At 43.7% G+C, this 16,947-nt stretch carries 18 protein-coding genes and 1 other RNA gene; 8 read left to right on the forward strand and 11 right to left on the reverse strand.

Annotation, left to right across the window (positions count from 1 at the left end; translation table 11 throughout):
• Positions 1–163: 163 nt before the first annotated feature.
• Both aroA and ACWB1W_RS00685 read left to right on the forward strand, forming a co-directional pair.
• Positions 164–1,459 (forward strand): 3-phosphoshikimate 1-carboxyvinyltransferase, encoded by a 1,296-nt coding sequence (aroA, locus tag ACWB1W_RS00680; protein ID WP_479369467.1) that lies wholly within the window; start codon positions 164–166, stop codon positions 1,457–1,459.
• A 1-nt stretch (position 1,460) separates the two neighbouring features.
• A complete protein-coding gene (locus ACWB1W_RS00685; protein WP_479369468.1) occupies positions 1,461–2,525 on the forward strand; it encodes a M24 family metallopeptidase in 1,065 nt (354 codons plus the stop codon).
• On the opposite strand, the gene ACWB1W_RS00690 is transcribed toward ACWB1W_RS00685, so the two are convergent.
• Genes ACWB1W_RS00690 through ACWB1W_RS00700 form a run of 3 tightly spaced genes read right to left on the reverse strand, consistent with a single transcriptional unit; the run spans position 2,515 to position 5,144 of the window.
• Positions 2,515–3,321: a radical SAM protein gene (locus ACWB1W_RS00690; RefSeq protein ID WP_479369469.1), complete on the reverse strand. Its 807-nt coding sequence runs from the start codon at positions 3,319–3,321 to the stop codon at positions 2,515–2,517. The two genes, ACWB1W_RS00685 and ACWB1W_RS00690, sit on opposite strands and share 11 nt — an antisense overlap.
• Positions 3,293–4,186, reverse strand: coding sequence for a PSP1 domain-containing protein (locus ACWB1W_RS00695; protein ID WP_479369470.1), 894 nt, complete (start codon positions 4,184–4,186; stop codon positions 3,293–3,295). The genes ACWB1W_RS00690 and ACWB1W_RS00695 overlap by 29 nt, the downstream gene beginning before the upstream one ends.
• Before the next feature lie 49 nt (positions 4,187–4,235).
• On the reverse strand, positions 4,236–5,144 hold the full coding sequence (locus ACWB1W_RS00700) for a DNA polymerase III subunit (protein ID WP_479369471.1): 909 nt from the start codon (positions 5,142–5,144) through the stop codon (positions 4,236–4,238).
• A 19-nt stretch (positions 5,145–5,163) separates the two neighbouring features.
• On the opposite strand from ACWB1W_RS00700, the gene ACWB1W_RS00705 reads away from it, so the two are divergent.
• Together ACWB1W_RS00705 and ACWB1W_RS00710 are read left to right on the forward strand one after the other, a co-directional pair.
• Positions 5,164–6,489 carry a glutamate-5-semialdehyde dehydrogenase gene (locus tag ACWB1W_RS00705; RefSeq protein ID WP_479369472.1) on the forward strand — a complete coding sequence of 442 codons (1,326 nt, stop codon included), beginning with the start codon at positions 5,164–5,166 and terminating at the stop codon, positions 6,487–6,489.
• A gap of 31 nt (positions 6,490–6,520) precedes the next feature.
• Complete coding sequence (locus ACWB1W_RS00710; protein ID WP_479369473.1) at positions 6,521–6,934, forward strand: hypothetical protein; 414 nt, start codon at positions 6,521–6,523, stop codon at positions 6,932–6,934.
• Here ACWB1W_RS00710 and tatC read toward each other — a convergent pair.
• The 3 genes from tatC to ACWB1W_RS00725 form a co-directional block, all read right to left on the reverse strand.
• Positions 6,931–7,653, reverse strand: coding sequence for a twin-arginine translocase subunit TatC (gene tatC / locus ACWB1W_RS00715; protein WP_479369495.1), 723 nt, complete (start codon positions 7,651–7,653; stop codon positions 6,931–6,933). The two genes, ACWB1W_RS00710 and tatC, sit on opposite strands and share 4 nt — an antisense overlap.
• Complete coding sequence (locus ACWB1W_RS00720) at positions 7,616–7,960, reverse strand: twin-arginine translocase TatA/TatE family subunit (RefSeq protein ID WP_479369474.1); 345 nt, start codon at positions 7,958–7,960, stop codon at positions 7,616–7,618. Before ACWB1W_RS00720 ends, tatC begins: the two co-directional genes overlap by 38 nt.
• Positions 7,961–8,030: 70 nt before the next feature.
• Entirely contained in the window at positions 8,031–9,263 is a 1,233-nt protein-coding gene (locus tag ACWB1W_RS00725; protein WP_479369475.1) for a porin, read from the reverse strand.
• A gap of 119 nt (positions 9,264–9,382) precedes the next feature.
• Here ACWB1W_RS00725 and ACWB1W_RS00730 point away from each other — a divergent pair, with 119 nt between their 5' ends.
• Positions 9,383–10,126, forward strand: coding sequence for a PHP domain-containing protein (locus ACWB1W_RS00730; RefSeq protein ID WP_479369476.1), 744 nt, complete (start codon positions 9,383–9,385; stop codon positions 10,124–10,126).
• Here the strand turns inward: ACWB1W_RS00730 and ACWB1W_RS00735 are convergent.
• The 5 genes from ACWB1W_RS00735 to pheT form a co-directional block, all read right to left on the reverse strand.
• A complete protein-coding gene (locus ACWB1W_RS00735; protein WP_479369477.1) occupies positions 10,112–11,194 on the reverse strand; it encodes a DnaJ C-terminal domain-containing protein in 1,083 nt (360 codons plus the stop codon). The two genes, ACWB1W_RS00730 and ACWB1W_RS00735, sit on opposite strands and share 15 nt — an antisense overlap.
• Before the next feature lie 78 nt (positions 11,195–11,272).
• Positions 11,273–12,940, reverse strand: a complete 1,668-nt coding sequence (gene rny, locus ACWB1W_RS00740) for a ribonuclease Y (protein ID WP_479369478.1) — start codon at positions 12,938–12,940, stop codon at positions 11,273–11,275.
• Entirely contained in the window at positions 12,927–13,487 is a 561-nt protein-coding gene (locus ACWB1W_RS00745; RefSeq protein WP_479369479.1) for a 5-formyltetrahydrofolate cyclo-ligase, read from the reverse strand. Before ACWB1W_RS00745 ends, rny begins: the two co-directional genes overlap by 14 nt.
• Before the next feature lie 37 nt (positions 13,488–13,524).
• Positions 13,525–13,686: non-coding RNA, 6S RNA (ssrS, locus tag ACWB1W_RS00750), on the reverse strand.
• Complete coding sequence (pheT, locus tag ACWB1W_RS00755; RefSeq protein WP_479369480.1) at positions 13,684–16,011, reverse strand: phenylalanine--tRNA ligase subunit beta; 2,328 nt, start codon at positions 16,009–16,011, stop codon at positions 13,684–13,686. The genes ssrS and pheT overlap by 3 nt, the downstream gene beginning before the upstream one ends.
• 40 nt (positions 16,012–16,051) lie before the next feature.
• On the opposite strand from pheT, the gene ACWB1W_RS00760 reads away from it, so the two are divergent.
• From ACWB1W_RS00760 to ACWB1W_RS00770, 3 genes are read left to right on the forward strand one after another with little or no spacing between them, the layout of a single operon-like run.
• Complete coding sequence (locus ACWB1W_RS00760) at positions 16,052–16,291, forward strand: sulfurtransferase TusA family protein (protein ID WP_479369481.1); 240 nt, start codon at positions 16,052–16,054, stop codon at positions 16,289–16,291.
• Positions 16,288–16,593 (forward strand): DsrE family protein, encoded by a 306-nt coding sequence (locus ACWB1W_RS00765; protein ID WP_479369482.1) that lies wholly within the window; start codon positions 16,288–16,290, stop codon positions 16,591–16,593. Before ACWB1W_RS00760 ends, ACWB1W_RS00765 begins: the two co-directional genes overlap by 4 nt.
• A gap of 5 nt (positions 16,594–16,598) precedes the next feature.
• Positions 16,599–16,946: a DsrE family protein gene (locus ACWB1W_RS00770; RefSeq protein ID WP_479369483.1), complete on the forward strand. Its 348-nt coding sequence runs from the start codon at positions 16,599–16,601 to the stop codon at positions 16,944–16,946.
• The last annotated feature ends 1 nt before the right edge of the window (position 16,947 follow it).

Raw genomic sequence — 16,947 nt, forward strand, 5'->3', positions numbered from 1 at the left:
CTCTGGGAAGACCTTGATAGGGAAGAAAAGAGGAAGATTGTTCATAAGTTTAAAGATGTAAAGGAGGAAGACGAGGAGCTATTTAAGGAGCTTGTAAAAGACGAGCTTAGAAAACGTTTCGGTATTCCCTATCTCTCGCTTTACATTGAGTAAACTTTTAACTATGAAAAAGGTTGAAAAAATAAAAAGGGTAAAAGGAGAACTGCGAGTTCCTTCGGACAAGTCTATAACCCACAGGGCTTTTATTCTTGGTTCTCTCGCAATCGGTGAGACGAGGGTAGTAAATCCCCTAATCTCGGAAGATACAAAGGCAACCCTTGATATACTGAAAATGCTCGGAACGGAAGTTGAAGAAAGGGAAAATGAAGTTCTTATTAAGGGGAGGGACTACCTCTTCAGAGAGCCCGAAAACGTTCTTGATGCTAAGAACTCGGGAACAACTGCGAGGATAATGCTCGGCGTCTTATCAACACAGTCTTTCTTTAGCGTTCTTACCGGAGATAAAAGCTTAAGAAATAGACCGATGCTCAGGGTTGTTGAACCATTAAGGGATATGGGGGCAAAGATTGACGGAAGGGAGGAAGGAAACAGACTACCCGTATCTGTAAGGGGAGGAAATTTAAAAGGTATATCCTTCTTTAATAAACGCTCTTCCGCTCAGGTTAAGAGCTCCCTACTTCTTGCAGGACTAAGGGCCGAAGGAATTACCGAGGTTGTTGAACCATATCTCTCAAGAGACCACACCGAAAGAATGCTTAGGCTCTTCGGCGCGGAAGTTATAACCGTTCCGGAGGAAAGGGGACACATAGTTAAGGTGAGGGGAGGACAGGAGCTCCAAGGAACAGAAGTTCACTGTCCGGCTGATCCTTCTTCTGCGGCTTACTTTGCCGCGTTAGCAACCCTTGCCCCCGAGGGAGAGATACTTCTAAAAGATGTCCTGCTCAACCCCACGAGAGACGGATTTTACAGAAAGCTCAAGGAAATGGGGGGAAACTTTGAAGTTGTAAACTACAGGGAACTCTCAAACGAACCCGTCGGAGACCTTCTCGTTAGACCGGCAGAAAACCTAAAGGGAGTAAAAGTTTCTCCTGACGAGGTTCCATCGCTGATAGACGAGATTCCCATCCTTGCCGTTCTTATGGCTTTCGCGGAAGGTATTTCTGAAGTGAGAGGAGCCAAGGAGCTAAGATACAAGGAAAGCGATAGGATAAAGGCTATAGTTAACAACCTTAAGAAGATGGGTGCAAAGGTTGAGGAGCTTGATGATGGCTTTATAATAGAAGGGACAAAGAAGTTAAAGGGCACAAAAATTGAAACATACAAGGACCACAGGATAGCGATGGCTTTCGCCGTTGCGGGGCTCGTTATAGACGATGAGTTAATCATAGACCACCCGGAGTGTGTAGCTGTATCTTATCCGGAGTTTTGGGAACATATCCTCAAGGTGGTGGAGTTCTGAGATGAAGGTAAAAGAAGTTCAGGATTTGATAAAGGAAAAAGAGCTTGACGCCTTTATGTTTTCCTCTCAACCTAACGTTTTTTACCTTTCCCGCTTTCGTTCAACTCACGCTTACGTAATCCTCACACCCGAAGAGAAACACCTTCTTACCGATGCGAGGTATTACGATAGAGCTAAGGAAGAACTTAAAGACTGGAACGTGCACCTCATAAAAGGAAATCCCTTTAAGTTCATAAAGAAGTTTCTAAGGGAAAAAGAGATAAAATACGTGGGTTTTGAAGAAGACAGGGTTAGCTGCACCTTCAAGAGAAGTCTTAAGTCTAAGTATATAAAATGGGTGGGATTTTCTGGTTTCCTGAAAAAAGTTAGGGCTATAAAGACATCAGAGGAAATAGAGATAATGAAGGAAGGGGTGAAAAGAAGCGATAGGATTTACAGGGAACTCCTTGAGATTGTGAAGCCCGGTATGAGTGAGCTTGAGGTGAGGGGTTTTATAGTTGGAAAGATATTTGAGCTGGGAGGTGAAGGAGAGAGCTTTCCCGCAATTGTCGCGAGCGGGGAACACTCAGCAATACCCCACTGGGAGACATCAAGGAGGAAAATAAGGGAAAATGCACCTCTACTTATAGATATGGGTCTCCTCTGGGAAGGATACTGCACCGACTTTACGAGAACCGTTTACATAGGAAAACCGGATGATGAGTTTAAAAAGGTTTACGAAATAGTAAAGGATGCCCACCTTAGGGCTCTTGAAAAGGCAAAGGTGGGTAATACCGTGGGGGACGTTGATAAAGCTGCGAGGGATTATATAGAGAGAAAGGGATACGGTCAGTTCTTTACCCACTCAACGGGACACGGCGTCGGTGTAGAGATACACGAATTTCCGAGGGTTTACTACAAGGGGGAAGAGAGTAAAACACCCATAGAGGAGGGGCTTGTTTTCACAGTAGAGCCCGGAATATACCTACCCGGCAAGTTCGGGGTAAGGCTTGAGAACATAGTTGCGGTTAAGAACGGTGTGGGAGAACCCCTATCGGAGATAGACCTTGAACTTATTACACTTTAACGTTTCTGTTAACAACGAGGGTTCCGCACCCTCCCAGTTTATCCCTTCTGAACCTCGTTGAGAGGGTAACCCGTATTCCGTAAGACCTGAGAAGTAAAAAGGCTTTCTCGTATTCCTCCGGAGATACAGGCTTAAACTCGTTAAAGGTTTTGTTATAGTAAAGAAGCGTTATGCCTACACCCAGCTCTTTCGCAATCCTTGCAAGTTCTCTCAGATCATACTCTGAATCGTTTACATCCTTCAAAAGCAGATATGCGAGACTCACCTTATTCCTCTTCTTCTTTGAAAGTTTAGGAAGTTCTTTTCTCAAGGTCTTTATTAACTCCTTTAGGTTTCCTCCGTGGGGAATTAATAGTTTCCTGAGCTTTTCGTCGGTCGCGTGAAGGGAAATCGTGAGTCCCGAATGGGGAAGGTGAAGGAGCTCTTTCAGGTGCTTCGTAGGAAATCCCGTTGTGTAGAAGGAAACTTTAAGACCTTCCTTCTTGAACTTGATGAAAGCTTCCTTTACGTTCTTCCAGTTCATAAGGGGTTCACCTATTCCCGCTACCGCTATTTTTCGTATTGGGAAGCTTTCTTTAAGGAACTCATACTGACCGAAAATCTCTTCCGCCGTTAGATTTCTTATAAGACCGTTCCTTCCGGAGGCACAGAAGGGACACCTTATACCACATCCAACTTGAGTTGATACACACAGGGTATCTCCTCTGTAAAACACGGACTCAACGGTGTATCCATCTTCAAGCTCAAATAAGAAAAGTGTGTTCAGTTCACTCCGCAGAACTTCCGATAATCTCATGTTCCGTTGCCTCTTCGTATACACCTCTCCTGCAACAGCTTCCGCAAGCTCTACAATGCTCAAGCACCCTCTCGTATCCCTTCGGAAGTATGTCCCTTATACCGAGCTCTATCTTCTTCCCGCTATCTTCATACTCAATTACGACGAGCTCCCTAATTGGGTCAACTTCTCTTAGAATCACCTCTTGCTTGTTGAAACATAGCTTGGTTCCAACTTCGGGAAGTAGGAACTTAACGAGGTAGTTTTCCCTCTCGAATGCCATACAGCATACAAGCCTTCCGCAAGGACCTGTGAACTTAGAAGGAGAAAGGGGTAGATTTTGCTCCGTTATGTCCCTGAGGGATATGGACTCAAAACTTTCCATGAACCTTGAACAGCACGTCTCCCTCATACATCTCCCCACCCACCCCTTCATCTGAACAGCATCTCTCACACCTATTTGTCTCATCTCTATTCTTCTTTTGAATATCTTCGCAAGGTCCCTAACGAGAGCTCTGAAGTCCACCCTCTGTTCCGCTATGTAGTAAAAGAAAACCTTCTTCCTGTTGAGAGGTATGTAAGCCTTGAGGAGGTGCATATCAAGTTTGTGCTCCTTTATCTTCTCCTTGCATATCTCGTAAGCCTTCTCACTTTCCTTTAGGTTCCTCTCAAACTGGGCGATGTCTTTTCTCGTTGCGACCCTTATAAAATTGGGTGTGAGGTCGTTCTTGGGAGGCTCTTTTGAGTATCCCAGAACTTCAACAATATCTTCACCCTTCTCAGGGTCCTCTATAACAACTTTTTGCTTCTTTTTCAGGGGTTCTTTAACCCCTACAAGCGTTCCTATCTTGTTTGTATCTATGTATCTAATTTTCAAGTATTCCACCTTCAGACCTCCTAAGGATTAAGTTAAAACAGAATAAAACTCTAAGCAATCAGGATAGGATACTTGCGGAAATATCAACAAGCCAGAGAGTTCCGTTTATACCCCTCGGTAGGCTTTCCTTCATCAGCCTTATCTTATCAAATAAGGTTGTAGTTTCCTCTTTGGGTTCCTTCATAAGATAGTTTTCAAGAATATCTAAAAAGAGCTTTTGTTCCTCCGTTTCCCAGTTATCAAACTCCGTAGCCACCTTATAAACTTCGTAGGGGTCATTTTCAAGGAACTTTCTTACCTTCTCTATTAGATCCCTTCTTTCTTTAAGTAAGATTGCCTTTTTCAGACTTCCCCCGGAAAGTTCGGCTATCTCTTCGTCAACGCCGGCTATTTTCATAACTTCCTCTTTTGTAAAACCTTTAAACTCAACCTGAAAGGTTCTTGAAAGGATAGTGGGAAGTATCGCAGACCTTCTTGAGGTTGTGAGGATAAAACTCGTATCCGCCGGAGGCTCTTCAAGGACTTTGAGTAAAGCATTTGCAGATTGGTTCGTCATAGTGTGAGCATCGTCTATTAGTATTACCTTTCTTCTGCTGAGGGCCGGCCTTATGTAGGCGAACTCTTTTACCTTCCTTATTTGGTCTATCTTTATGTAGTTTCCGTGAGGAACTACAACTATGAAGTCGGGATGTTCTCCCATCAGATATACGAACTGTTTTTTTCCTTCTTTCTCTTCATAAACCTTTAGCTCCTCTGTTTCCCCTTTAAAGAACTTATCTTTTATCTCGTTTACGTACCTGCAGGAAGGGCACTCGTTACATCCCCAAGCTTCTCCTTTGAGGCATAAAACCCCCTTTGCAAATTCAAAGGCCGTGTAGGTTTTCCCGCTTCCCTCTTTTCCGTAAAAGAGCAGACCGCCGGGAACTCTTCCGAGTTTTATAAGGTTTTCAAGGAACTTTTTTTCCATACCGATATAATTTAATTTTATGATTTCTCAGGAACTTCTTAGCTACGCTCAGGAAAAGGTAGAAAGAGCGAGAAGTGTTTTAAGAGAACTCTCCTCCCTTAAGACGGAAGTTAAGAACGAAACGCTTTTGAAAATAGCAGAGCTCATAGATAAAAACAGAGATTACATAAAAGAAGAGAACGAGAAGGATATCCAAAAAGCAAAGGAAATGGGTCTCAAGCCGGCGGTTATAGACAGGCTAGTTCTGAACGATAAGAGAATTGACGGAATGATAAAGGTTCTGAAGGACGTTGCGAATCTCCCCGACCCTGTGGGTGAAGTAATAAAGATGTGGAACCTTCCCAACGGCCTTAAGGTGGGAAGGATGAGGGTTCCCCTCGGGGTTATCTTCATCGTTTACGAGTCCAGACCCAATGTAACAATAGAGGCGAGTTCCCTCTGTATGAAATCCTCAAATGCGGTTATCCTGAGGGGAGGAAAGGAGGCCGTAAACTCAAACAGAGCTCTCGTTAACCTGATAAGGGAGGCGTGTAGGGAAACGGGATTCCCCGAGGAAGCGGTTCAGTTCATAGACAGAACTGAAAGGGAGATTGTGTGGGAACTCCTTAAAATGGAAGGAAAGATAGACGTAGCAATCCCGAGGGGAGGTGAGAGCTTAATAAAGGCTGTCGTTGAACACGCTAAGGTTCCCGTAATAAAGCATTATAAAGGTGTATGTAATATATACGTTGACGACGAGGCAGACCTGAACAAAGCCTATCACATAGTTTACAACGCAAAGGTTCAGAGACCTTCCGTGTGTAATGCGGTTGAAAACCTCGTAATAAACAGAAAGATACTTAGGGAGTTTTTCCCCAGAATGGCTTACTACCTAGGAAAGGCGGGTGTTGAACTTAGATGTGACGAGGAAAGCCTTAAGGTTATAAAGAGTGACCCGAGGCTCTCCTTTATAAACGCAAAACTTGCAACCGAAGAGGATTACTACGAGGAGTTTTTAGACCTCATACTTGCGGTTAAGGTTGTTGAGGATATTGAAGAGGCTATAGCCTTTATTGAGAAATACGGCTCAAAACACTCGGATGCGATAATAACCGAAAATTACACCAAGGCGATGAAGTTCCTGAGAGAAGTTGACTCCGCAGCGGTTTACGTTAACGCCTCTACCCGCTTTACGGACGGAAACGAGTTCGGCCTGGGTGCAGAGATGGGAATATCAACGGATAAAATCCACGCAAGGGGTCCTATGGCCCTTGAGGAACTCACGATACCTAAGTTCGTAATACTCGGAGAGGGACAAGTAAGGGATAACTTCGGCGTCCCCGAAGAGTGGTTAAGGGAGTTTTGAACCTTATATTCAAAATTGAGGGAGGTGTGAAATGGCAAAGAAACCTATAAAGGAAATCCTTGATAAATGTATGACTAAAGTTGAGGAACACTACAAACTTAAGGAGTTATACAAACAGCTGAGTCAGGGGTTAAACGTTGAAGATGTCCTTCAGGAAACTGTAGAAGACTACAAAGAGAAGATGGAAAAGTATATACTTGAGGTCCTTGAAGAGATAAAAAGATGCGAAGAGATGGCGGAAAGCCTAAGAACCGAACAAAAAGAAGAAGCGGTTGAGGAACTAAGGGAGTGTGAGAAGGACTTATACTGCACGATAGCGGAGTTATTTGAGCTTTACCACTTCTTCAGGGAACTTGAGACATTAAGTAAGGAGCAGTTAAACGAGGCAGTCAGTATTCCCGTTGATATCGTTTACGAGCTGTTTATAAAGCTTAACAGGTCCTAAGCCTTTGCAATTTCCTTTCCCTTTCTCTTTGCCATTTTCCCGAGGAGAACGGAGACCTCGTAAAGGAGAATAAGGGGAATAGCCATAAGAACCTGTGTTGAAACGTCAGGTGCAATGATAGCACCTATGAAGAAAGCTATAACTATAAAGTATTTCCTAAACCTTGAGAGTTGTTCGGGAGTTACTATTCTCGCCTTCTGTAAAACGTATAAGACTATGGGCATTTGAAAGGCTATCCCGAAGGCCAATACCATTTTCAGAACGAAGCTAACATACATATCAACGGAAAGGTAAGGTGTTGCGAGAAGCTGGGAAAAACCAAGTCCCAAAAGAAATTTAAGGGCCAACGGAAGGACTATGAAGTAAGCAAACAGAGAGCCCAGTATAAAAAGTATTATTGAACCCAGAAGTAAAGGTATAAACATACGCTTTTCATGGGAATACAAAGCGGGTTCTATGAATCGCCACATCTGGTAGAGTATCACGGGAGAGGCGAGGATGAAGCCCACCGCGAGTGATATCTTTATGAGAATAAAGAGCGGTTCCGTCGGAGAAAGGGTTATCAGCTCAACGTCGGGGTAGCTCTCTATTACAGGCCTTTTTAAAACTTCAAAAACGTTCTTTGCAAAGTAGAAAGAAACTCCTGAACCTATAAGAAATGCAATTATTGAAACTATTAACCTATACCTTAGCTCCCTCAGATGCTCCGTTAGAGGCATCTCCGGAAGTTTTTCCCTTTCGCTCATCTTTTTCATTTTCCTTTATTTTTTCCTCTTCGTAAACATCTTCAAGCTCTTCTTTTAGCTCCTCTGCTATATCTTCAGGAGGTTCCTCTTCTTTTAGCTCTTTTTCTTCTTCCATTATCTTCTTGTTAAGCTCTTGAACATAAGCTTCCATCTTTATTTGGTCTATGAGTTCTCTGGCCTGTCTTGCGAGCTCACCAAGTTTTGTAGCAACGTTTAACATACCCTCGGGACCTAAAAGGATAAAAGCTATTATGAGAATTAAGAGAAGCTGAAGTTCCATAGTAAGTTTATTTTAATTTTAAAAAAGGAAAAAGGGAGAACCGCCCCAGCCCTCCGGCTCCCCGCAGGGGTCAGAAGTAGAACTGAGCCTGTATCTGATGAACAACCTGGTCATCTTCCTTCTCGTTATCTATTAAAACAGCGTTATAACTCCATTTTACCTTATGAGATTTAATATAGTGGTTAAAACCTAAAGTGTATATATCCTTATCCCTGTCCTTATAGTCATACTTGACGTGTTCATATCTGAAAGCGGGTTCAAGCTTTCCGAAGTTACCTAAATCAAAGAGATAACCACCTTGGATATAAAAGCCTTTCTCCTTCATATCAAGCTTGTCATACTCCATATGAACGTATTCCGCCTGAGCGGTAAGAACACCCGGGCCTACCGTGAACCTGACAAATGCGTCCGCACCCCAGACAGTAGCTTCCTCGTCCTTGTAAGTATTTGAGCCTTTTGTAACGTCAAAGTTAGAGTTCTTTGCATAGGAAACACCGAGGCTTATAACATTCCCCTTATTCTTTTCCCCTATACCCGTGTCATCCTTTTTCTTCTCTACAAAACCGGGAGGTGAGAACTCAAGCCTTATCGCGTAAAGGTTTCCGAGTTTTGTATCGGCTTTAACCTCATCTCCTCCGGTTTTATTCTCATCTTCTATTGAACCCCCGTCCCCTATGGCAAGCATATACCTTACAACTCCTTTCATTATCTTTCCGTGGAAAAGTATGTGGTTGTTATCGTATTCACCGAGCCACTTTTTAGCATCCTCTGTTGAAAATGGTCTTTCTATGAGAAGCTGTCTTGAGGAAGATGTGAGGGATACCCTTGAGTATGGGAGCTTCTTTATACCGAACCTTATTGCGAACTCGTCCCTTATTACCCAGTCAGCATAGGCATACTTAAGTCCAACCGCAGGGGCATGGTAGGATTTCTTTCCCTTCTTAAAGTCGTAGTGCCTGTCCGCTTTATCCGACTCAAGGGTGAAGTTGAGCTTTAGCTTCTTACCGAAAGGTATCTTCTTCCATGTCCTTGAAACTTCAAGTCTCACCCTTCTCAGATAAAAATCACTTTTTGTTTTATAATTTTTATTTTCCTTGTATATGTCTCCTACGTCAATTCTCGGTTGTAGTCTTATCTTAATCTTTAAATGAGGGTGATTTTTAGACTTTTTCTTAATTTCTTTCACCTCTTCATGGGTTAAAACGCCTTTTTCTTCAAGTTTTTTGAGTAAATCTCCGATGGCGTCCTCGGAAGCTAAAGTAAGTGCCGGGATGCTTGCCAAAATTAGTGCGGTCTTGCGCATTTTATTACCTCCATCCGAATTTTTTGAGAATTATCCGGAGATATGTTAATTTTTTGTTAATTTTCCGGTTAATAAAAGCTTAACACTGGGCTCCTAAAGATTTTTACAGGAGGTGTGAGATGGAGAAATGGCTCCTTTGTGATTTTCACATTCATACGAATATGAGCGATGGAAGTCTTTCTTTGAGGGAGGTTGTTGAGCTCTACGGGGAGGCGGGATTTGACGTTATCGCTATAACAGACCACATCTTTGATAGGAAATACCTGCAACGCTTAAGGGAGAGGGGAACTAAAGTTCCTTCAATAACTTATGAGAACTTCTCGGATTACATAAAACTCCTTAAAGAAGAGACAAAGAGGGCGTGGAAGGAGTACGGAATGATACTTATTCCCGGGTTTGAGGTAACGAATAACACCGATAAATACCATATTGTTGTCCTTGACGTTGAGGATTATATTGACCCCTTTATGAGTGTTGAAGCTATAACCGAACTGGTAAGGGAAAAGGGAGGCATAAGTATAGCTGCACACCCGGAAAAGAAAAACAGTGATAGGGAACACCTATCAAAACACCTTTACGATAACATGGATACTTTTAAGGAGCTTTTTGATGTTTGGGAGGTTGCCAACCAGTTTGATTTATTCAACTCAGTAAACCTTGCAGGTTGCAGGATTGTTGCAAACTCCGATTTTCACCATATTCACCATTTCTTTTCCTGGAGAACCCTGATAAAGAGTTATAAGGATAAGGAAGCTGTGAAAGAAGCCTTAAGGGAGAATGAAAACGTTGCTATAACCTTTTTCTCCCCGAGGTTTAACAAGGAAAGGGAAGCAGAAAAGGCCGAAGAGCTAATCCTTCTTTAATAGACCTTTTATCTTGTCCATAAATCCCTCTTCCCTGTATACACCTTCTTCTCCCATAAGTTCTGCCAACTTTTCTATTAACTTTCTTTCTTTCTTTGATATGTTTTTAGGAACACCTATCCTTATGTGGATTATTAAGTCTCCCCTTCCGCCGTTGTAAGGGTATCCCTTTCCGGGGATAGTTTTCGTCGCACCGCACTCGGTTCCGGGCTGTATGAATACCTCCTCCTCCTTTCCCTCCAGAGTAGGAATCTTTACCGTTCCTCCGAGAACTGCAATAGGGTAGCTTATCACCTTTTCCATGTGTAGGTCCTTTCCCACTTTCTTGAATATCGGGTGTTCCTTCAGGACAACCTTCAGGTATAAATCCCCGGGCTTTCCTCCGAAATAACCGAGGTGTCCCTTTTCGGGAACTTTTAAAACCTCTCCTTCTTCAGTTCCGGGAGGAACTGTTATCTTTATCCTGTGCTGAACCGATACCCTACCTCTTCCGTAGCACGTTGGACAAGGGTTCTTTATTATGAAACCTTTCCCTCTACAAACGGAGCAGGGTCTAGGGAAGTTAAAAATGCCGCTTACCCTTCTTCCTTCACCGTTACAGGCGTGACACACAACAGTTTCAGCCTCTCCCCTCACACCCATTCCTTCGCAATCGGGACAGTCCGCCCATCTGTTGTAAGTAATCTCCTTCTCACAACCGAGACCCGCCTCTTCAAGGGTAAGGGGAAGCTTCATCTTTATGTCCTGTCCTTTTCTGGGTCTTCTCTTCTTTCCCCTTTCTCCCTGTATTATGCTCTCGACAAACTCCTGGATGTACTCCAGAAAATCCCTAAACTTACTAACGTCGTTCCTGCTCAGTATTGCGTCATACTCGGAACGTCTCTCGTCGTCAACAAGAACGTGATACGCTTCGTTAATCTCCTTAAACTTTTCCGCAGCTTTGGGGTCGGGGTTTATATCGGGGTGGTATATCCTAACGAGTTTCCTGTAAGCTTTCTTTATCTCCTCCTTCGTTGCGTCCTTGCTTACCCCAAGAATCTCGTAATAATCCTTAATCTGCGTAGTCATCAGATTTAAGAATTTCTATCAAAAGGCTTTATACTTCAATTAATTCTTTTAATAAAGGTATAAAAGAGGGAAAGGGAATTACTTGGCATACTCAACATGCCTCGTCTCCCTTATTACTACGACCTTTATCTGCCCGGGAAAGTCAAGTTCTTCCTCTATTTTTCTTGCTATCTCCTTAGAGAGTAAGTAGGCTTCTTCATCGGAAATCTCTTCGGGGTTCACTATAACCCTTACTTCTCTCCCCGCCTGAACCGCATAAGCGTTAGCAACGCCTTTAAAGGATTTAACTATCTCCTCAAGTTTTTCAAGCCTCCTTATGTAAGCCTCAAGGGTTTCCCTTCTTGCTCCCGGCCTTGCAGCGGATAGTGCATCCGCAGCACAAACAAGGGCAACCTCGGGATACCTTACGGGTTCCTCGTCGTGGTGTGCCCTTATGGCGTTTATAACCGCATCGGGTTCTCCGTATTTCCTTGCGAGTTCAACACCTATGTCTGTGTGAGAACCTCCGAGTTCGTGGGATATAGCTTTACCTATGTCGTGGAGCAGTCCCGCTCTTCTTGCAAGTTTCGCATCAAGCCCGAGCTCCTCAGCCATCAGACCCGCTATGTAGGCAACTTCCTTTGAGTGGAGTAAAACGTTCTGAGAGTAGCTTGTCCTGTAGTAGAGCTTACCTATGTAGTAGTAAAGTCCCGGATTTATGTCGTGAAGTTCAAGTTCGTAAACGGTTTCCTCACCGAGCTTCCTTATCTTCTCATCAAACTCCCTTTTTACCTCATCAACAACTTCCTCAATTCTTGCGGGGTGTATTCTACCGTCCGCTATGAGTCTTTGTAGAGCTTCCTTCGCTATCTCACGCCTTAGGGGGTCAAAGGAGGATATGGTGACTATATCGGGTGTATCGTCTATTATTAGGTCAACGCCCGTGAGAATCTCAAAGGTTCTTATATTTCTTCCTTCTCTTCCTATTATCCTTCCCTTAAACTCGTTGCTCGGAAGCTCAACCGTCGTAGTGGTGTAGTTAATCGCTATCTGAGGGGAAAGTCTCTGAACAGCGGTTGCTATAACCTTTTTAGCTTCAAACTCCGCTTTTCTCTTAGCTTCCTCCTCTATAGCCTTCATAAGCTTTATAGCGTCTTTTCTGGCTTCTTCCTCAACTTTCCTTAGGATTTCCTGTCTTGCTTCCTCTATCGTTAGCTGGGCTATCCTTTGAAGCTCTTCAAGCTCTTTCTTCTTAAGTTCTTCTATCTCTTCCCTTTCCTTTCTGAGCTCCTCTTCCTTTTCCCTTAGTTCCTCCCTAAAGTTATCAAGGCTTTTTTCAAGCTCTTTTAACTCCCTTTCCCTGTGAAGAAGCTCCTCTTCTCTTCTTTCTATGCTTTCCCATCTCCTGTCAAGGTGTCTCTCCTTAGCCTGTATGCTTTCTTCCCTTTCCTTTAGTTCCCTCTTTCTCCTCTCAACCTCTTCTTTTAGCCTTTCTATCTCTTCTTTTGCTTCCTTCAGGAGCTTTTCCGCCCTCTCTTCCGCCTCCTCTATTATCTTTTTTGCCTCTTCCTTTGCGTCGCTTACCAACTTTTCCGCCTTCTCTTTAGCCTCTTTTAGTATACTTTCCGCCTTTTCCTTGGCTTCCTTGAGGTCAGGCTGTGGAACGTAAACGGGTACAGGTTCACTTCTTCCGCCTAAAACGTTTTTACCGAGATACACACCTATTACCACAGCAACGATTACCAAAAGGATACTAATTAACTCCATCTTTTAACCTCCTTATGTTTTTTTCTGTGACGATAATATCAACGGGAACATCCCAAGGGTCCCTGGGAAGTCTATCAACAACTTGGAAAGAGTAAGCCACACCAACTTTAGGGGAACTTATACCTTCAAGAAGTCTATCGTAATAACCTTTTCCGAAGCCGAGTCTGTATCCCTCCTTATCAAATACAACCCCTGGAACTACAAAAAGTTCAACATCTTTGGGGGATACCTTTTCCCCTTCGGTTGGTTCGGGTATGCCGAAGCTCCCTTCACTGAGACAAGAAAGGTTTTCTACTCTGTACAGTTCAAGCTCCCTTCCCTTTACCTTAGGGAGAATTAAGGCATTTCTTTCTATTAGCTCCGGAAAGAGAGATGTAAGGTCCGGCTCTCCCTTTACGGGGCAGTATAAGAGAACGGACTTTGCTTTCTCATACTCAGGAAGAGAGCTGAGATTCTTCGCTATCTTTTCTGAAAGTAGACGTTTTTCTTCCTCGGATAACGCTATACGTTTATGTAAAATTCTCTTTCTTAAGCTCTCCTTTAGCAACTCTTCCGCCTCCTGTTTCCAGGAGGGGAAGGCAAGCGTGGAATCCACCCTGCCGTAGCACGGGAAGTGCCGCGGGCCTCAAGACTCTTAGGTGGGTAGTCCCTCGGGAGTCCCTAAGGAGCTCCCGAAGAAGACTTCCCTATAACCCACGGTGTAGGCCCCAATGACAGCTTCCGTGCCACGAACAGGGCAGACCCTAAGTTCTGAGCTTTATACCATACCTTCTATCAAGCTCTTCAACAAGTCTCCTTACCAGCTCGTTGACCTCGTCGTCATTCAAACTCCTTTCCGCACTCCTCATGACGAGTCTTACCGCAACACTCTTCTTGCCTTCCCCTACCTTTTCGCCCGTATAAACGTCAAAAACCCTAACCTCTTCCAGTAGTTCTCCCAGTTGCGACTTAATGTCAATTAATAATTTATTCACATTAAACTCTTTGTCCATTATAAGGGCTATATCCCTTACAACAGGCGGGAACTTTGATACCTTTCTGTATAAAGGTTTCCTTACTTTACTTAAGACTTTTTCAAGTCTTATCTCCCCTATGAATACGTCCCCTCTGAGCTCAAGGGCTTTCGTTATCTCGGGATGAAGTTTTCCGAAAAATCCAACCCTTTCATCATCAACGAAGAGAGAAGCGGAGATGTAAGGGTGTAAGAACCTTTCTTCTTCTCTTTCAATAACGGGAGTTACACCGAGAAGGTTAAAAATTCCGTAAATGACTTCACTAAACTCATAGGGAGTCCATAACTCTTCCTTGAGGGTTCTTTTCTTTTTACCTTTTACGAGTATTCCGAGCCTTGTTTCTTCCCCTTCTTTGTTGAAAACTTTCCCGAGCTCAAAGATTGCCTGGTCATAGTTGTAGTTCCTATCGTTGTGAACAGCGGTTTTCAGGAGAGAGGTTGTAATAGTGTTCCTCATATACCTCTGGGTTGGGTTTAGCGGGTTTATTACCTCAACCTCGGGCAGAGGAAGACCGAGGAGGTTGTAAAGCTTTCCGTCCTCAAAGGAGAAGTTTATAACCTCGTGAAATCCCCTATCCCTCAGGTAAACCCTCACCTTTTCCTCGTAGTCTTCAGGCTCCTTTGAGAAGGAAGGGAGCTTAAGCACTTCGGAGCTGTAGCTCTCGTATCCCTTTATCCTCATTATCTCCTCTATGATGTCTACGTCCCTACTTATGTCAAAGTTCCTGTGGGAAGGAACGTAAACTTCTACACCGCACCGCATAATCTCGTGAGGTATCTCAAGGGCGGTCAGTATCCTGCTCACCTCTTCGTTTTTGTAAGGCTCTCCCGCATACCTTATATACTTCCCTTGGGGAAGGAACACCTTCTTGGGCTCGTATTTCTCGGGATAAAGGTCTCTAACGGCTACGAGCTTTCCTCCTGCATACTTTAAAATTAGAGATACCGCGTAATCCTGAGCTTTATCTACCCTTTCTATATCAACGTTCCTCTCAAACCTGTAGGAACTTTCCGTGTTTATACCGAGCTTCTTTGATGCCTTCCTTACCCTGTAGGGGTTAAAGTAAGCACTCTCAAGTAGTATGCTCTCCGTTTTATCACTTATACCGCTTTCAAGCCCACCTATTACCCCCGCAACAGCGAGGGGCTTTTCCTTGTCCGCTATTACGAGTATGTTCTCATCAAGCTCTTTCTCCTCTCCGTCAAGGGTTATAATTTTTTCCCCTTTGTGGGCACTTCTTACCACTATACCGCCTTCAATCTTTGAAAGGTCAAAGGCGTGAAGGGGTTGGCCGTCTCTTAGCATCACGTAGTTTGTTATATCAACCACGTTGTTTATAACCTTTATCCCGCACTGCCACAGTCTCTTCTTTATTTCTATGGGAGAGTCCCCGACCTTTACACCCTCAACTACAACGCCCCTGTATCTCTTACAATCCTCGTCCCTTATCTCTATTGAGATTTCCCCCGTTTCCGAAAAGTTCTCTTGCTTTTCTTCTTTTTTCTTAAGTCCGAATATAGCGCTTATATCCCTCGCCACACCCCTTACCGAGAGCATATCCCCCCTGTTGGGGGTTATATCTATCTCTATTATCTTTTCTCCGAAGCCCAAGATTTCCCTAGCATCCGTTCCGGGCTTAAACTCTCCGTTAATCTTTAGAACACCCTCGCTTTTTTCCTCAAGACCGAGCTCCTGTGCAGATAAAAGCATTCCCTTAGAAATCACGTCTCCGAACTTTCTTTCGGTTACACATACATTTCCTACCTTAGCGTTCGGAAGAGCTACTAAGACTCCGTCCCCCCTTTTTACACTTTTGTCGGCAGTAACAACGTCAACGAAAAGGTGTTCCTGGACCTGCACCTTCAAAAGGTTTAGCCTTTTGTCTTGAGGATGTTCTTTAACTTCAACGACTTTACCGAAAACCACGCCGTCTATATCTATACCGAATGTTTCAACGGTTGCTTCAACACTTCTCAGGGAAAGCTGTTCCGCTATTTCTTCGGGTGTTATTCCGTCAAGCTCTACGAATTCGGATAGCCACGTGTAGGGAACTTTCATAATTGATTATTTTACCTAAGGAGTTGTAAATTTAAGTTTTATGGACAAGAAGTACGATAAGGAACTTGATATAAGGGGTGAGGTGTGCCCCTTTACCTTTGTAAAGAGTAAACTCGCCCTTGAAACGATGGAACCCGGTCAGATTCTCAGGGTGATTGTTGATTATCCCCCTTCCGCGGAAAGTGTTCCCAAAAGCATGAGAGAAGAGGGTCAGGAAGTTATTGAGGTAAACCAGATAGGTGAAAGCCTCTGGGAGATAATAATAAGGAAGGTAAAATGAGAGTTCTTATATTCATAACAAGTGTTCCTTACGCTAAGGACTACAACACGGTGAGGAATCTCACGAAAAAGCTGTGTGAGAGGGGACACGAGGTTGTTATATTCCTTTCGGGAAACGGGGTTTACTACCTCCTCAGACCTGATGCAGAAGAGCTAAAAAACTTCGGTGCGAGGATTCTCTTTTGTAGCCACTCCGCTAATCAGAGGGGCGTAAAGGAAACACCTAAGTGGGCCGAAAGCAGTTCAACTTACAATATGTCAAGAATGCTCAAAGATTTTGATAAGGTTCTGTGCTTTAATTAATAGAAATGAAGAAAGTTGTTCACATACTCAAGGGTGACCCCTTCTCCTGGAAGTCACACGAGGCAATGAGGGTTGCAACCGCAACGGGGATAAACAACGAAACTTATTTCGTATGCATAAGGGACGGGGTTTACTTTTTAACGAAGTGGGAGCCCGAAAAGCTCGGTATAGAAAGTCTTGAGAAGTTCTGGGAAACCCTGGATTTTATAAATCTAACCCTTGTTGCCGAGGAGGAATCCCTTCACGACAGGGGTATAACTAAAAACCAGCTGGCTATAGAAAACGTGAACGTGATGAGTTCCGAAGAGATAGAAAACCTCATAAAAGAAGCTGACTGCGTTTTCGTCTGGTGAT

The sequence above is a fragment of the Aquifex sp. genome, from assembly GCF_056494385.1.

Bases quoted from the DNA above. Each gene is read 5' to 3' on its own strand.
- aroA (WP_479369467.1), top strand. From the start codon at position 164: ATGAAAAAGGTTGAAAAAATAAAAAGGGTAAAAGGAGAACTGCGAGTT.
- ACWB1W_RS00685 (WP_479369468.1), top strand. From the start codon at position 1,461: ATGAAGGTAAAAGAAGTTCAGGATTTGATAAAGGAAAAAGAGCTTGAC.
- ACWB1W_RS00690 (WP_479369469.1), bottom strand. From the start codon at position 3,321: ATGAGATTATCGGAAGTTCTGCGGAGTGAACTGAACACACTTTTCTTA.
- ACWB1W_RS00700 (WP_479369471.1), bottom strand. From the start codon at position 5,144: ATGGAAAAAAAGTTCCTTGAAAACCTTATAAAACTCGGAAGAGTTCCC.
- ACWB1W_RS00705 (WP_479369472.1), top strand. From the start codon at position 5,164: ATGATTTCTCAGGAACTTCTTAGCTACGCTCAGGAAAAGGTAGAAAGA.
- ACWB1W_RS00710 (WP_479369473.1), top strand. From the start codon at position 6,521: ATGGCAAAGAAACCTATAAAGGAAATCCTTGATAAATGTATGACTAAA.
- tatC (WP_479369495.1), bottom strand. From the start codon at position 7,653: ATGCCTCTAACGGAGCATCTGAGGGAGCTAAGGTATAGGTTAATAGTT.
- ACWB1W_RS00720 (WP_479369474.1), bottom strand. From the start codon at position 7,960: ATGGAACTTCAGCTTCTCTTAATTCTCATAATAGCTTTTATCCTTTTA.
- ACWB1W_RS00725 (WP_479369475.1), bottom strand. From the start codon at position 9,263: ATGCGCAAGACCGCACTAATTTTGGCAAGCATCCCGGCACTTACTTTA.
- ACWB1W_RS00730 (WP_479369476.1), top strand. From the start codon at position 9,383: ATGGAGAAATGGCTCCTTTGTGATTTTCACATTCATACGAATATGAGC.
- ACWB1W_RS00735 (WP_479369477.1), bottom strand. From the start codon at position 11,194: ATGACTACGCAGATTAAGGATTATTACGAGATTCTTGGGGTAAGCAAG.
- rny (WP_479369478.1), bottom strand. From the start codon at position 12,940: ATGGAGTTAATTAGTATCCTTTTGGTAATCGTTGCTGTGGTAATAGGT.
- pheT (WP_479369480.1), bottom strand. From the start codon at position 16,011: ATGAAAGTTCCCTACACGTGGCTATCCGAATTCGTAGAGCTTGACGGA.
- ACWB1W_RS00760 (WP_479369481.1), top strand. From the start codon at position 16,052: ATGGACAAGAAGTACGATAAGGAACTTGATATAAGGGGTGAGGTGTGC.
- ACWB1W_RS00765 (WP_479369482.1), top strand. From the start codon at position 16,288: ATGAGAGTTCTTATATTCATAACAAGTGTTCCTTACGCTAAGGACTAC.
- ACWB1W_RS00770 (WP_479369483.1), top strand. From the start codon at position 16,599: ATGAAGAAAGTTGTTCACATACTCAAGGGTGACCCCTTCTCCTGGAAG.